The organism is Burkholderia cenocepacia (assembly GCF_900446215.1).
Classification (GTDB): domain Bacteria; phylum Pseudomonadota; class Gammaproteobacteria; order Burkholderiales; family Burkholderiaceae; genus Burkholderia; species Burkholderia cenocepacia.
In genome coordinates this window covers 683,692-696,768 of record NZ_UAQZ01000001.1, presented here as the reverse complement: position 1 = coordinate 696,768, position 13,077 = coordinate 683,692, and the positions used below count along the sequence as shown (strand labels likewise).

Here is a 13,077-nt window from a genome sequence, read left to right as displayed (position 1 = left end):
CTGCAACGGCTGCTTGAGTGTGTTTGCACGAAGGGGTCTAGATCTCGCGTGCAAGCCGTTACGCTGGCTACTGCCCAACACCTCTCAGGGAGGTGGTCCCCACAATACTCGGTCGTTACTTCGTCAGGATCAGTTTGCCGAGCCGCGTGGCGCGCAACTGATAAGTCTCTCCGTTATGCGCGATGCTGATGTGGCTCTGGCCTTGCAGCAGCGTATCGCTGTTGACGACCCGCGTGCCTGCATCGCGGTTGCCGGCGGGTTTCGCCGGCGTGGTGACCGCTGCCGTCTTCTGACGGCTGCTGGCTGCGGTGCCGGTCGTGCGGCGCAGGGTCAGCGTGGTCGGGCGCATGGTGTCGGTCATTCGGTTTGATCGGTGACTGTCGATACGATGGAATGAATTCTAAATGATAACTATTCCCATTTACAAAAACTCTTTATCGATCGAAATACCGAGGCTGATAGCTTGAATCAAAAGCGGCGGCCCGCAGGCCGCCGCCGGGTTCAGTGCAGCGGATCCGGGTCCTTGCGCCCCTGCGCGTATTCGCGGATCAGGCGAACGGTGTCGATGTCCGACGTGCGGTATGCCTCCTTGACGATCCCGTGCGTCTGCCGCGCTTCTTCGCTGTCGTCCGTGACCGTCAGCGTCGTGCGGTACTCGAAACGCAGGAACAGTTCGCGGTCGTCGCGCTCTTCGATCGTCATCGTCAGCGAGCCGCCGATCTCGCCGTCGGCCGCGCGGATGTCGTAGCGGACCTGCTGATTCGGCGTGAACGTCACGTGGTCGCGCACGGTCGCGTGACCGTAATGCAGTTCGCGTTCGAGCGTCGTGTCGGTGCGTTCGTGAATGACGCAGCTGTCGAGGCCGATCACGAACAGTTGCGGCTGCTCCGCACGCAGCACGAGGCCTTCCCAGAGCTGGTCGCGGGTGAGGGTCGGCACGCCCGGATCGTCGGAGTTGATCTGGATCAGATGTTCGAAGTTCAAGGGGACGGGTTCCTTCTGGTGGCGGGTGGCCACATGGTTCAAGAACTTATTGTGACGCAAAACCACCGGCTTCGCGGCACCTGCGACCCCGATCCGGTTCACGCTTCGATGCGACCCATGCGACCGGTCTGGTATTCGACGACGGCCTGCCGGATCTCCTCCTCGGTATTCATCACGAACGGGCCGTAACGGACGATCGGTTCGTTGAGCGGCACGCCGCCGATCAGCAACAGGTCGAGCGACGTGTCGCCGGCAGCGAACGTGACGGTGTCGCCGTCGTCGCCGTAGACGACCATGTGCCGTGCGTCCACAGCCTGCCTGTCGGGCCCGTAGAGGCCCGTTCCGTCGATCGGATAGGCGAACACGCGATAACCGGCCGGCACGGGCTGCGTGACCGTTGCGCCGGGCTCCAGTGTGAAATGCTGGTAGAGGATCGGTGTGCGCGTCTCGATCGCGGCCTGGACGCCGAATGCTTCGCCGGCGATGACGCGCACGCGTGCGCGCCCGTCCGGCGACGTCGCGGTCGGAATGCGGGCGGCCGGGATCTCCTGGTAGCGCGGTGCGATCATCTTGTCGCGCCGCGGCAGGTTGACCCACAGCTGGAAGCCGTGGGAACGTCCGCCTGCCTGCACGAACGCCGGGTCCGGCATCTCGCTGTGCACGACGCCGGCGCCGGCCGTCATCCATTGCACGTCGCCGGGGCCGAGCGTGCCGGCATGGCCGGACGAGTCGCGATGGCGGAAGCGTCCGTCCAGCGCGTAGGTCACGGTCTCGAAGCCGCGATGCGGATGGTCGGGCGCGCCCACGGCTTCGCCGGGCGCGTAGTCGACCGGGCCCATTTCATCGAGCAGCAGGAACGGATCGAAGTCCATCAGCAGCCGTGTCGGGAACGGACGGTGAACCACGAAACCGCCGCCTTCGGTGGTGCGAAGCGCGGGGTAGGTACGATCAAGCGAGCGAGCGGTGGTCATGGGAAGCCCTCGAAATCATCGGAATAGCGTTATTTTTGAAACATAGCGCTATTATATTGGGCGTTTTACCGTCCGATTTGCGGCCGTTCGCAATGGATTGTTCTGAAATTGGAACGATGAGATGAATATCGATGCACATAACCTGAACGACCTGATGTACTTCTCGCAGGTCGTCGAACATGGCGGCTTCTCGGCCGCCGAGCGCGTGCTGGGCATCTCGAAATCGCGTCTGTCGCGGCGCCTGACCGAGCTGGAGGCCGCGCTCGGCGTGCGCCTGCTGCAGCGTTCGACGCGCAAGCTCGCGCTGACCGAGGCGGGGGAGCTGTTCTACCAGCACTGCCAGGCGATGCTCGCCGAAGCGCAGGCCGCGATGAACGCGGTGCAGCAGCTGCGCGCGTCGCCGCGCGGCTCGGTGCGCGTCAGCGTGCCGGTGACGCTGTCGCAGACGATGCTGTCGCGCATCCTGCCCGAATTCCTGCGCCGCTATCCCGAGGTCAAGGTGCATGTCCGCGTGACGAATCGCGTGATCGACCTGTTCGAGGATTCGATCGACGTCGCGTTGCGCGTGCGCTCGGAGCCGCCGCAGAACGCCAACATCGTCGTGCGGCCGCTGTGGCGCACCGAGCAGATGCTGGTCGGTGCGCCGAGCCTGCTGAGCCAGAATGCGCCGCCGCTGGCGCCGGACGATCTGACCGGCTTCGAGACGCTCGATACGCCGAGCGTCGACGGCCGGCACGTATTCAACCTGATCGCGCCGGACGGGACGCGCCACGTGCACGAGCATGATCCGCGGCTCGTGACGGCCGACCTGATGACGATCCGCGAGGCCGTGCTCGACGGCCTCGGCATCGCCGCGCTGCCGGAGATGATGTACGGCAACGCGCTGCGCGCGGGGCAACTGTCGCCCGTGATGCCGGGCTGGACGCTGCCGGTGCCGCAGTTGTATGCGGTGTTCGTGTCGCGCCAAGGGATGCCGCCCGCGGTACGTGCGTTCGTCGATTACCTGGTCGAGAAGCTCGACCACGGCGCGTACAAGGAGCCCGGCTGCCCTGAGCGCGCGAAGAAGGAAGCGGCGGTCGATGTTTCGGCGACCTGAACACGGCGTGTACGACGACGCAAATTTGTTTTGTCATTGAAGCGTCGCCTGCAATCGCAAGTTTCAATCGCCGGAACCTTGAATGCGTGCGCGGGCGGGCCTATATTGAAATCCCATTTCGTGAAGGAAGTTCTGAGCGAAATCAGGTGGCCGCATATATTGCGAGCCAGATAGGGCAGAACGCGCAGTCCGTGCAGACCACGGCAGAGTCGCATTTGCGTTGCTCGAGGCGCAACCGATACCGCCAAAGAGCCCGCCGCCCGAAGGCGCCCGCGTGCGCATGAAAAAAGGCCTTCATCTGGCGATGAAGGCCTTTTACTTTGTGTACGGCCGGTTAGGTGCGGCCGGCTAGGTGCGGCCGGCCAAGTGCGCCGTTGCTGCCGGCAACTGCGGGGCGTGCGCGCGTTACTTCGCTTTTGCGCCCGGCTCCGTCACGAAGCCGAGCTTCGTCAAGCCGCCTGCCTGCGCATCCGACATCACTTCCGCGACGTGCTCGTACGCGACCTTGCGGTCGGCGCGCAGGTGCAACTCGGGCTGCGGCGTGCGTTTCGCGGCTTCCGCGATCCGTGCCTGCAGTTGTTCGCGCGTGACCGTGTGGTCATCCCACAGGATCGTGCCGTCGCCCTGGATCGCGACGTCGACGGTCTGCGGCTTTTCGTCGACGGGCTGGCTGCTGGCGTGCGGCAGGTCGATCTTCACCGCATGCTGCATCGCCGGGATCGTCACGAGGAAAATGATCAGGAGTACGAGCATGACGTCGACGAGCGGCGTCATGTTGATCTCGCTCATCACGGCATCGTCGTCATCGTCGCTGAAACCGGTGTTCATGGCCATGGTTCACCTCGTCTCAGCTGGCGGCGCGCGAGGCGAGACGCAGGCCGTCGCGCGTCGACGACGACGCGAGGCTCGCGCCCGTCACGAAGTACGCGTGCAGACCGTGCGCGAAGCGGCGCAGCTTGCTGACGACACCCTTGTTCGCACGGGTCAGCGCGTTGTAGCCGAGCACCGCCGGAATCGCGACGAACAGGCCGAAGGCCGTCATGATCAGCGATTCGCCGACCGGGCCCGCGACCTGGTCGATCGACGTCTGGCCGGTGGCGCCGATCGCGAGCAGCGCGTGATAGATGCCCCACACCGTGCCGAACAGGCCGACGAACGGCGCGGTGCTGCCGACCGATGCGAGGATCGCGAGGCCGCTCTGCATGCGCGAGATGCCTTCGTCCATCGTGTCCTTCAGGCAGCGCGTGACCCAGTCCGACACGTCCATGCGATCGTGCAGGTGCGGTTGCGTCTGGTGGTGATGGTCGGCGGCTTCCTTGCCCGACAGCGCGAGCGCGAGGAACGGGTTGTCGTTCGGCGTCGATGCGGCGAGGCCGAGCTTCTTGATGCCGTCGTCGAAATTGTCGGAATGCCAGAAAGCCTGTTCGGCGTTCTTCGTGAGGCGGTTCAGGCGGATCACGTTCCAGCCCTTGATGACGATCACGATCCACGACAGGACCGACATCACGAGCAGCGTGATCGCAATGGCGCGCGTGACGAAATCACCTTGCGCCCAGACGTGCGCGATACCGTAGCTTTGCATTTTTTGTTTCCTTTGAATCTTCCGGATGAGGCAGGTTAGTCGGTGAGCCCGAAGCTGTAGGGCTGTGTGCGGGCGGCGCGGATCGCCTGGCCGTTCTCGATGTACGGACGGCAGGTGGTCGAGCGCATCGCGTCGAGTGCGGCATCGTCGAGGCGCGGATAGCCGCTGCTCTTCTGCAGATCGATGCTTTCGATCTTGCCGGTCACGCCGACGACGAAGTGAACATAGGCGGTGCCCGATTCGCCGCGGCGGCGCGACATCGACGGATAGTCGGGCTTCACGAAGTTGCATTGGAGCGTCGGCACGTTCTTCGGCGCGCTGACCTGCATCGTTTCGCGCGCCGGGCCCGGCGTGGCGGCCGGTGCGGCGGGAGCGGGCGCGGCGGGCGCCGGTGTCGGATCGGCGGCGGGAGCGGGTGTAGGCGACGGGGCGGGCGAGGGCGCAACCGGCTGCGGGGTCGGCTTCGCCGCCTTCTGCACCGGCTTCGGTTCGACCTTCGGCTTCACGCGCGGCACCGGCTTCGGCGGCGCGGGCTGCGGGATCGACTCGGCCGCGACCTGCTGCGCGATCGGCGCGGGCGTGATGAGCTGCGCGGTGATCGTCTGGACCTCGACCGATTTCGGCGGCGGCGCGTTGCGATGGAGCCACGCGGCCGTCAGCATGATCGCGTGTGCGGCAAGCACACCGACCGCGACGACGATCACTCGGGGATTCATACGTGGTGCAGCCGGCATGGCGCCGGCAGGAGCGAGATGCGAAGCCTGCATGTTAGCTTGAAAGAACGACGTCGCACCCGGGGCGCGGCGGGTGAATCGGCATCACTTGCGGAAAATCAGCAGCGAGATGCAAACGGTGGTTACGAATCCGATCAGCAATTCCATCACAGGCTCCTTGACAGGTAAGCCGTTGGCTCGCGCGGACGGTGGCTTGCTGACGGTCAAAACAAAAAATGCGGCCTGGGCCGCATGCGCACGCTCGGCGCCGCTCAGGCCGCCTTGCGGTCGTAGAACGTGACCGGGATCGGATGCGCATGATGCTCGACGCCGCACCGGCTCGCGCAGACGCCTTGCTCGGCCATGAGGTCGCGTACGGACTCCTCGCACTTGCCGCAGCACGTGGCCACGCCGAGCTCGAACTGGAGTTCATCGAAAGAGTTCACGCCCTCGGCGAGGGACGCGCGAATCTTGCGATCGGAAACAGACTTGCACACGCAGACGATCATGATGAGTTGCGATAGCTAACGTTAATGCGAATTATTATCATTAATTTTGCGGGTGTTGACAAGCCTGGGTCGGGCTTTTTTTAAGGTCATCGGACCCTTGAAACGGCGGGGCGGTCAGGCCGCCGAGAGCGTCCGGCGTGCCGGCCCCCGTGTCAGGCGGTCGCGCAGGCGCGCGCGTTCGGCGAGGAAATGGTGACGGATTCGACCGGCGCGTCGAGGCCGAGCAGCGTCGAGGCGAGCGCGCGTAGCTGCAGACCGTCGCTGGTCGAGCAGAAACGCGGCGGCGCGGCGTGCGTGCCGGCCGGGGCGCGCAGCCCGCGTTCGTCGAGGACCCGCGCAAGCTGGCGGGCGATGGCGTCGCTCGTGTCGACGATCGTCAGGCGCTCGCCAACAAGGTCACGAATCGTTTCTGTGAAGAACGGGTAGTGCGTGCAGCCGAGTACCAGCGTATCGGCGCCGTCGTCGAGCATCGGCTGGATGTAACGCTCGAGCAGCGCGCGCAACGCGGGCGAGTTCGTGTCGCCGCGTTCGATCGCTTCGACGAGCCCGTGGCCGGGTTGGCAGATGAAGCGGCGGCCGGCGCCGTAGCGGTCGAGCAGCGCCTGGAAGCGCGGGCTGTTCAACGTCGATTGCGTGGCGAGGACGCCCGCGACGCCGGTCGCGGACAGCGCGGCGGCCGGCTTGATGCCCGGCTCGACACCGACGAGCGGGATCGACAGGCGTTCGCGGATGGCCGCGATCGCCCGGGCCGTTGCCGTGTTGCATGCGATGACGAGCGCTTTCGCGCCTTCGCGGGCGAGCCACTCGCCGATGGCCAGCGTGCGTTCCGTAATGAAGGCTTCGTCGCGCGGGCCGTACGGCGCGTGGTGCGAGTCGGCGACGTAGACGAACGATTCGTCGGGCAGGTGCGCGCGCGCGGCGCGCAGCACCGACAGGCCGCCGAGCCCCGAGTCGAAGATGCCGACAGGGGCGGCGGCGCGCAGCGCGGTAGCGTCGGACGGGTTCGTCATCGTCAGGCGGGCGGCAGGCTGGCAGGCGGCGCGATTACTCGGGCGAACCCATCATCGTTTGCTGATAGTTCTGCAGGCCGACCTTGCCGATCAGGTCGATCTGCGTTTCGAGCCAGTCGATGTGCTCTTCGGTGTCGTCGAGGATCTTTTCGAAGATCTCGCGCGACACGTAGTCGCGCACCGATTCGCAGTAGGCGATCGCTTCCTTGCAGGTGGACTGCGAGATCTGCTCGAGCTTCAGGTCGCACTTCAGGATCTCTTCGGTTTCCTCGCCGACGAGCAGCTTGTGCAGGTCCTGCAGGTTCGGCAGGCCGTCGAGCATGAACACGCGCTCGATCAGCCAGTCGGCGTGCTTCATTTCGCCGATCGACTCGTCGTATTCGTGCTTGCCGAGCTTGTCGAGGCCCCAGTGCTTGTACATGCGCGCATGCAGGAAGTACTGGTTGATCGCCGTGAGTTCATTCTTCAGTTGGGCGTTCAGATATTCGATGACTTTCTTGTCGCCTTGCATGGCTGTTTCCTTGTTCAGTGGGGCTTCAGAAACCGAACGATAATCGCTCGAACGAGAAAAGCCAAGCCTCGAAGCCTTGTCGGGCCTGCCTTTTGCGTGTAATGAGAATCAGCCTCGAATAACCGGCCGAACACAATAATGAGAATGAGAAGTAAAAAGGCCGGACTCCCGTCCGGCCTTTCGTTCGATCGCGCTTAAGCGGTGGCGACCGGGATCTTGCCGATCTTCGCCTGCCATTCCTTCGGACCCGTCTGGTGCACCGACGTGCCCGACGAATCGACGGCGACCGTCACCGGCATGTCCTGCACGTCGAACTCGTAGATCGCTTCCATGCCGAGGTCTTCGAACGCGAGCACCTTCGCGCCGCGGATCGCCTTCGACACGAGGTAGGCCGCGCCGCCGACCGCCATCAGGTAGGCCGCCTTGTGCTTCTTGATCGCGTCGATCGCGACCGGGCCGCGTTCGGCCTTGCCGACCATCGAGATCAGACCCGTCTGAGCGAGCATCGTCTCGGTGAACTTGTCCATGCGCGTGGCCGTCGTCGGGCCGGCCGGGCCGACCACTTCGTCACGCACCGGATCGACCGGGCCGACGTAGTAGATCACGCGGTTCGTGAAGTCGACCGGCAGCTTCTCGCCCTTCGCGAGCATGTCGGCGATGCGCTTGTGCGCGGCGTCGCGGCCGGTGAGCATCTTGCCCGACAGCAGCAGCGTCTGGCCCGGCGTCCAGCTCGCGACTTCTTCCGGCGTCAGCGTGTTCAGGTCGACGCGCTTGCTGGTTTCCGTGTTCGGTTCCCACTGCACCTTCGGCCAAGCGTCGAGCGACGGCGCTTCCAGCTTGGCCGGGCCCGAGCCGTCGAGCACGAAGTGCGCGTGGCGCGTGGCCGCGCAATTCGGGATCAGTGCGACCGGCTTCGAGGCCGCGTGCGTCGGCGCCGCCATGATCTTCACGTCGAGCACGGTCGCGAGGCCGCCGAGGCCCTGCGCGCCGATGCCGAGCGCGTTGACCTTCTCGTGCAGTTCGACACGCAGTTCCTCGATCCAGTCCTTCGGGCCGCGCGCGATGATTTCCTGGATGTCGATCGGCTCCATCAGCGATTCCTTCGCCATCAGCATCGCCTTCTCGGCGGTGCCGCCGATGCCGATCCCGAGCATGCCCGGCGGGCACCAGCCGGCGCCCATCGTCGGGACCGTCTTCAGCACCCAGTCGACGATCGAATCGGACGGGTTCAGCATCACGAACTTCGACTTGTTCTCCGAGCCGCCGCCCTTCGCGGCGACCTGCACGTCGACCTTGTCGCCCGGCACGATCTCGTAGTGGATCACGGCCGGCGTGTTGTCCTTGGTGTTCTTGCGGGCGCCTTCCGGCGGATTGACGATCGACGCGCGCAGCACGTTGTCCGGGTGCGTGTAGCCGCGGCGCACACCTTCGTTGATCATGTCGGTGAGGCCCATCGTCGCGCCGTCCCAGCGCACGTCCATGCCGACCTTCACGAAGATCGTGACGATGCCGGTGTCCTGGCAGATCGGGCGGCGGCCTTCCGCGCACATGCGGCTGTTCGTGAGGATCTGCGCGATCGCGTCCTTCGCCGCCGGACTCTCTTCCAGCTCGTACGCGCGGCCGAGGGCCTGGATGTAGTCGAGCGGGTGGTAGTAGCTGATGTACTGCAGCGAATCCGCGATGCTCTGGATCAGGTCTTCCTGTTTGATGACGGTCATGGCTGAGACTCTGTGGGGACAGTGGGGAATATGTTGCCGACGGTTCAGGCCGCCGGTCGGGACGCCGCGGGTGCGTGCGCCTCGTGGAAATGGGCCGGGTGCGTGTGCGTCGTCAGGCGATCGACCCACGCCATCACGAGCGCCGACACGAGGAACGACACGTGGATGATCACCTGCCACATGATCGCGTGCGTCGTGTGCTGGTCGGGGTTGATGAAGGTCTTCAGCAGATGGATCGACGAAATGCTGATCAGCGCCATCGACAGCTTGACCTTCAGCACGCCCGCGTTCACGTGGTCGAGCCATTCGGGCTCGTCGGGATGGCCCTCGATGCCGAGCCGCGACACGAACGTTTCATACCCGCCGACGATCACCATGATCAGCAGGTTCGAGATCATCACCACGTCGATCAGGCCGAGCACGGCGAGCATCACGCTGATTTCGTCGAGGCCCGTCGCATGCGACAGCAGGTGCCACACTTCTTTCAGGAACAGGAACACGTAGACGGCCTGCGCGACGATCAGGCCCAGATAGAGCGGAACCTGGAGCCAGCGGCTCATGAAAATCAGCGCGGGGAGGGGGCGAAGCGGGCGACGGCCGGGATGGCCGGGCGAGTGCGGGGCGGACATGTCGGGGTACGGGCGCGGTGCGCAGGTATCGGGGGTAATCTTGAAAAGGCGCGCTATTGTAACGCGTCGGCCGGCGCGACTGCAGCGACGCGCCGGCACGCCCGGGGACGGATCAGGAGGCCGCGGCCGGCACGCGTTTCACGCGCAGGCTCGCGAGCACGATGCCGGCGACGACGCACGCGAGCGCGACGCCGTGCGCGAGCGTCGGGCGCTCCCCGAGGAACGCGATGCCGTACGCGGCCGCGGCGATCGGCAGCACCGCGCTGAACACGCCGGCGAGGCTGCCCGGCACGTGCCGGATGCCCTTCATCCACAGCCAGAACGAGAAGATGCTGGCCGATAGTCCGTACCAGACGACGAGCGCCCAGGTGCCGGCCGGCACGCTCGCGTAATCGAAGTGCCACAGCGCGGTCGCGCCGAGCGGCAGCATCAGGAACAGGCCGAACAGGTGCGTGTACGCGCAGATGTCGATCGGTGCGAGCGTCTGCGTGAGCCGGCGCGACAGGATCACGTAGATCGATTCGCAGCACACCGCGCCGAGGATCAGCAGGTTGCCGGTGAGCGAGCCGGACGCGTCGCCTGGCGTGCCGTGACCGGATGCGCTGCCGTTGGCGAGATTGATCGTCACGACGCCGACGATCGCGAGCGCGATCGACACGAGCGCACGGCCGTTCGGTTTTTCACGCAGGATCAGCCATGCGAACAGCGCGACGATCGCCGGGATCGTGCTCGTGATGACGCCCGCGGCCACCGCGCTCGTGCGCTGCACGCCGTTGAGCATCAGCAGCGTGAACATGAAGGTGCCGAAGAAGGCCTGCAGGAACAGGTTCAGCCATTCGCCGCGCTTGACCGCACGCATCTTCACGGGGCTGAACAGCGGCCACAGCACGGCGATCGCGATCACGAAGCGCAGCGTGGCGAGGATGGCGACGGGAACGAATGCAACGATGGATTTACCGATACCGACGTTGCTGCCGACGAACAGCATCGACAGGATGAGGAAGAGGGCGTAGCGATTCAAGCTGGAATCCGGAAGGCGAGTTCAGTTAGGATTGTAGGGTCGCGGTTGTAACAGCGTAAAGCTGACCTCGATGCGCGCCGCCCGGTGCACGAAACGGCCATGCCGCGTAAGTGACGGGTAAGTTGGAGCGCTTATCGTGGAAACCGCCGAGCCGCGGGTCACGTTCGCGTGATGTGGTGCGGTGCAGCATCGTGCGCAGGCCTTCGCGGTCGCGTGCGGGTGGTGGGAGACAGCGGCGCGCAGGCGCCGGCCAAGACGACGCGCGGCGCGCACGATCGCGCCGCCATGCAGAGGATTCATGTTCACCAAGGGGTAGTCGATGTCTGCGATTGAATCGGTTCTTCACGAAACCCGTCAGTTCGCGCCGCCCGCGGCGCTCGAGAAGACGGCGGCCATTTCCGGCATGCCGGCCTACCGCGCGCTCGTCGCCGAGGCCGAGCAGGATTACGAAGGCTTCTGGGCGCGTCTCGCGCGCGAAGGCCTCACGTGGCACAAGCCGTTCACGAAGGTGCTCGACGAGCGCAACGCGCCGTTCTACACCTGGTTCGACGACGGCGAGCTGAACGCGTCGTACAACTGTCTCGATCGTCACGTCGAAGCCGGCCACGGCGAGCGCGTCGCGGTGATCTTCGAGGCCGACGACGGCACCGTCACCCGCGTCACCTATGCCGATCTCCTCGCGCGCGTGTCGCGTTTCGCGAATGCGCTGAAGAAACGCGGGATCGGCAAGGGCGATCGCGTCGTCATCTACATTCCGATGTCGATCGAAGGCATCGTCGCGATGCAGGCCTGCGCGCGCATCGGCGCGACCCACTCGGTCGTGTTCGGCGGCTTCTCCGCGAAATCGCTGAACGAGCGGCTCGTCGACGTCGGCGCGGTCGCGCTGATCACCGCCGACGAGCAGGCGCGCGGCGGCAAGACGCTGCCGCTCAAGAGCATCGCCGACGAGGCGATCGCGCTGGGCGGCTGCGAAGCGGTCAAGAGCGTGATCGTCTATCGCCGCACCGGCGGCAAGATCGACTGGCATGCAGACCGCGACCTGTGGATGCACGAGTTGGTGGACGGCGAATCCGACCGCTGCGAGCCGACCTGGGTCGGCGCCGAGCATCCGCTGTTCATCCTGTATACGTCGGGCTCGACCGGCAAGCCGAAGGGCGTGCAGCACAGCACGGGCGGCTACCTGCTGTGGGCCGCGCAGACGATGAAGTGGACCTTCGACTGGAAACCCGACGACGTGTTCTGGTGCACGGCCGACATCGGCTGGGTCACGGGCCACACGTACATCACCTACGGCCCGCTCGCATGCGGCGGCACGCAGGTCGTGTTCGAAGGCGTGCCGACGTATCCGGACGCCGGCCGCTTCTGGAAGATGATCGGCGATCACAAGGTCACCGTGTTCTACACCGCGCCGACCGCGATCCGTTCGCTGATCAAGGCGGCCGAAGCCGACGACAAGGTGCATCCGAAGAGCTATGACCTGTCGAGCCTGCGCATCATCGGCACGGTCGGCGAACCGATCAATCCGGAAGCGTGGATGTGGTACCACAAGCACGTCGGCCACGAGCGCTGCCCGATCGTCGATACGTGGTGGCAGACCGAGACCGGCGGCCACATGATCACGCCGCTGCCGGGCGCCACGCCGACCGTGCCGGGTTCGTGCACGCTGCCGCTGCCGGGCATCACGGCCGCGGTGGTCGACGAGACGGGGCAGGACGTGCCGAACGGGCAAGGCGGCATTCTGGTCGTCAAGCGCCCGTGGCCCGCGATGATCCGCACGATCTGGGGCGACCCGGAGCGTTTCAAGAAGAGTTACTACCCGGAAGAGCTCGGCGGCACGCTCTATCTGGCCGGCGACGGCACGGTGCGCGACAAGGAGACCGGCTACTTCACGATCATGGGCCGGATCGACGACGTGCTGAACGTGTCGGGCCACCGGCTCGGCACGATGGAGATCGAGTCGGCGCTGGTGTCGCATGAACTCGTGGCCGAGGCGGCGGTGGTCGGCCGTCCGGACGATACGACGGGCGAGGCGGTCGTGGCGTTCGTGGTGCTGAAGCGTTCGCGCCCGGAAGGCGACGAAGCGGCGGCGCTCGCGAAGACGCTGCGCGACTGGGTCGGCAAGCAGATCGGACCGATCGCGAAGCCGAAGGACATCCGCTTCGGCGACAACCTGCCGAAGACGCGCTCGGGCAAGATCATGCGGCGCCTGCTGCGCTCGCTCGCGAAGGGCGAGGCGATCACGCAGGACACGTCCACGCTCGAGAACCCGGCCATCCTCGAGCAGCTCACCGAAGTGCGCTGAGCACCTGCCGGTCGCGCGTCACGCGCGAGCC

At 65.6% G+C, this 13,077-nt stretch carries 14 protein-coding genes; 2 read left to right on the top strand and 12 right to left on the bottom strand.

The window, feature by feature from the left end:
* Window positions 1-115: 115 nt before the first annotated feature.
* The 3 genes from hemP to DTA15_RS03240 all read right to left on the bottom strand — a co-directional run bounded on the left by hemP (window position 116) and on the right by DTA15_RS03240 (window position 1,955).
* Window positions 116-361 carry a hemin uptake protein HemP gene (hemP, locus tag DTA15_RS03250; RefSeq protein WP_006483877.1) on the bottom strand — a complete coding sequence of 82 codons (246 nt, stop codon included), beginning with the start codon at window positions 359-361 and terminating at the stop codon, window positions 116-118.
* 140 nt (window positions 362-501) lie between these two features.
* Entirely contained in the window at window positions 502-984 is a 483-nt protein-coding gene (locus DTA15_RS03245; protein WP_006483882.1) for an SRPBCC family protein, read from the bottom strand.
* A 98-nt stretch (window positions 985-1,082) separates the two neighbouring features.
* Window positions 1,083-1,955, bottom strand: a complete 873-nt coding sequence (locus DTA15_RS03240; RefSeq protein WP_006493391.1) for a pirin family protein — start codon at window positions 1,953-1,955, stop codon at window positions 1,083-1,085.
* A gap of 121 nt (window positions 1,956-2,076) precedes the next feature.
* On the opposite strand from DTA15_RS03240, the gene DTA15_RS03235 reads away from it, so the two are divergent.
* Window positions 2,077-3,051 carry a LysR family transcriptional regulator gene (locus tag DTA15_RS03235; RefSeq protein ID WP_006483884.1) on the top strand — a complete coding sequence of 325 codons (975 nt, stop codon included), beginning with the start codon at window positions 2,077-2,079 and terminating at the stop codon, window positions 3,049-3,051.
* Between the two features lie 405 nt (window positions 3,052-3,456).
* Here DTA15_RS03235 and DTA15_RS03230 read toward each other — a convergent pair whose 3' ends face one another.
* From DTA15_RS03230 to DTA15_RS03190, 9 genes are all read right to left on the bottom strand, one after another.
* A complete protein-coding gene (locus DTA15_RS03230; protein WP_006478310.1) occupies window positions 3,457-3,885 on the bottom strand; it encodes an ExbD/TolR family protein in 429 nt (142 codons plus the stop codon).
* A gap of 13 nt (window positions 3,886-3,898) precedes the next feature.
* Entirely contained in the window at window positions 3,899-4,633 is a 735-nt protein-coding gene (locus DTA15_RS03225; protein WP_006483875.1) for a MotA/TolQ/ExbB proton channel family protein, read from the bottom strand.
* Between the two features lie 35 nt (window positions 4,634-4,668).
* On the bottom strand, window positions 4,669-5,400 hold the full coding sequence (locus DTA15_RS03220) for an energy transducer TonB (RefSeq protein WP_012492728.1): 732 nt from the start codon (window positions 5,398-5,400) through the stop codon (window positions 4,669-4,671).
* Between the two features lie 218 nt (window positions 5,401-5,618).
* Window positions 5,619-5,855 carry a (2Fe-2S)-binding protein gene (locus DTA15_RS03215; protein ID WP_006482749.1) on the bottom strand — a complete coding sequence of 79 codons (237 nt, stop codon included), beginning with the start codon at window positions 5,853-5,855 and terminating at the stop codon, window positions 5,619-5,621.
* Between the two features lie 152 nt (window positions 5,856-6,007).
* Window positions 6,008-6,865 carry a glutamate racemase gene (gene murI, locus DTA15_RS03210; protein ID WP_006482751.1) on the bottom strand — a complete coding sequence of 286 codons (858 nt, stop codon included), beginning with the start codon at window positions 6,863-6,865 and terminating at the stop codon, window positions 6,008-6,010.
* A 34-nt stretch (window positions 6,866-6,899) separates the two neighbouring features.
* Window positions 6,900-7,376 (bottom strand): bacterioferritin, encoded by a 477-nt coding sequence (gene bfr / locus DTA15_RS03205; protein ID WP_006482753.1) that lies wholly within the window; start codon window positions 7,374-7,376, stop codon window positions 6,900-6,902.
* Between the two features lie 194 nt (window positions 7,377-7,570).
* Window positions 7,571-9,094 (bottom strand): fumarate hydratase, encoded by a 1,524-nt coding sequence (locus tag DTA15_RS03200; protein ID WP_006482750.1) that lies wholly within the window; start codon window positions 9,092-9,094, stop codon window positions 7,571-7,573.
* 44 nt (window positions 9,095-9,138) lie between these two features.
* A complete protein-coding gene (locus tag DTA15_RS03195; protein ID WP_012492727.1) occupies window positions 9,139-9,723 on the bottom strand; it encodes a TIGR00645 family protein in 585 nt (194 codons plus the stop codon).
* Window positions 9,724-9,835: 112 nt separating this feature from the next.
* A complete protein-coding gene (locus DTA15_RS03190) occupies window positions 9,836-10,744 on the bottom strand; it encodes a DMT family transporter (RefSeq protein WP_006482741.1) in 909 nt (302 codons plus the stop codon).
* A 319-nt stretch (window positions 10,745-11,063) separates the two neighbouring features.
* Here DTA15_RS03190 and acs point away from each other — a divergent pair, with 319 nt between their 5' ends.
* Window positions 11,064-13,046, top strand: a complete 1,983-nt coding sequence (gene acs, locus DTA15_RS03180; RefSeq protein ID WP_006482763.1) for an acetate--CoA ligase — start codon at window positions 11,064-11,066, stop codon at window positions 13,044-13,046.
* The last annotated feature ends 31 nt before the right edge of the window (window positions 13,047-13,077 follow it).

Bases quoted from the DNA above. Each gene is read 5' to 3' on its own strand.
- hemP (WP_006483877.1), bottom strand. From the start codon at position 361: ATGACCGACACCATGCGCCCGACCACGCTGACCCTGCGCCGCACGACC.
- DTA15_RS03240 (WP_006493391.1), bottom strand. From the start codon at position 1,955: ATGACCACCGCTCGCTCGCTTGATCGTACCTACCCCGCGCTTCGCACC.
- DTA15_RS03235 (WP_006483884.1), top strand. From the start codon at position 2,077: ATGAATATCGATGCACATAACCTGAACGACCTGATGTACTTCTCGCAG.
- DTA15_RS03230 (WP_006478310.1), bottom strand. From the start codon at position 3,885: ATGGCCATGAACACCGGTTTCAGCGACGATGACGACGATGCCGTGATG.
- DTA15_RS03225 (WP_006483875.1), bottom strand. From the start codon at position 4,633: ATGCAAAGCTACGGTATCGCGCACGTCTGGGCGCAAGGTGATTTCGTC.
- DTA15_RS03220 (WP_012492728.1), bottom strand. From the start codon at position 5,400: ATGCAGGCTTCGCATCTCGCTCCTGCCGGCGCCATGCCGGCTGCACCA.
- DTA15_RS03215 (WP_006482749.1), bottom strand. From the start codon at position 5,855: ATGATCGTCTGCGTGTGCAAGTCTGTTTCCGATCGCAAGATTCGCGCG.
- murI (WP_006482751.1), bottom strand. From the start codon at position 6,865: ATGACGAACCCGTCCGACGCTACCGCGCTGCGCGCCGCCGCCCCTGTC.
- bfr (WP_006482753.1), bottom strand. From the start codon at position 7,376: ATGCAAGGCGACAAGAAAGTCATCGAATATCTGAACGCCCAACTGAAG.
- DTA15_RS03200 (WP_006482750.1), bottom strand. From the start codon at position 9,094: ATGACCGTCATCAAACAGGAAGACCTGATCCAGAGCATCGCGGATTCG.
- DTA15_RS03195 (WP_012492727.1), bottom strand. From the start codon at position 9,723: ATGTCCGCCCCGCACTCGCCCGGCCATCCCGGCCGTCGCCCGCTTCGC.
- acs (WP_006482763.1), top strand. From the start codon at position 11,064: ATGTCTGCGATTGAATCGGTTCTTCACGAAACCCGTCAGTTCGCGCCG.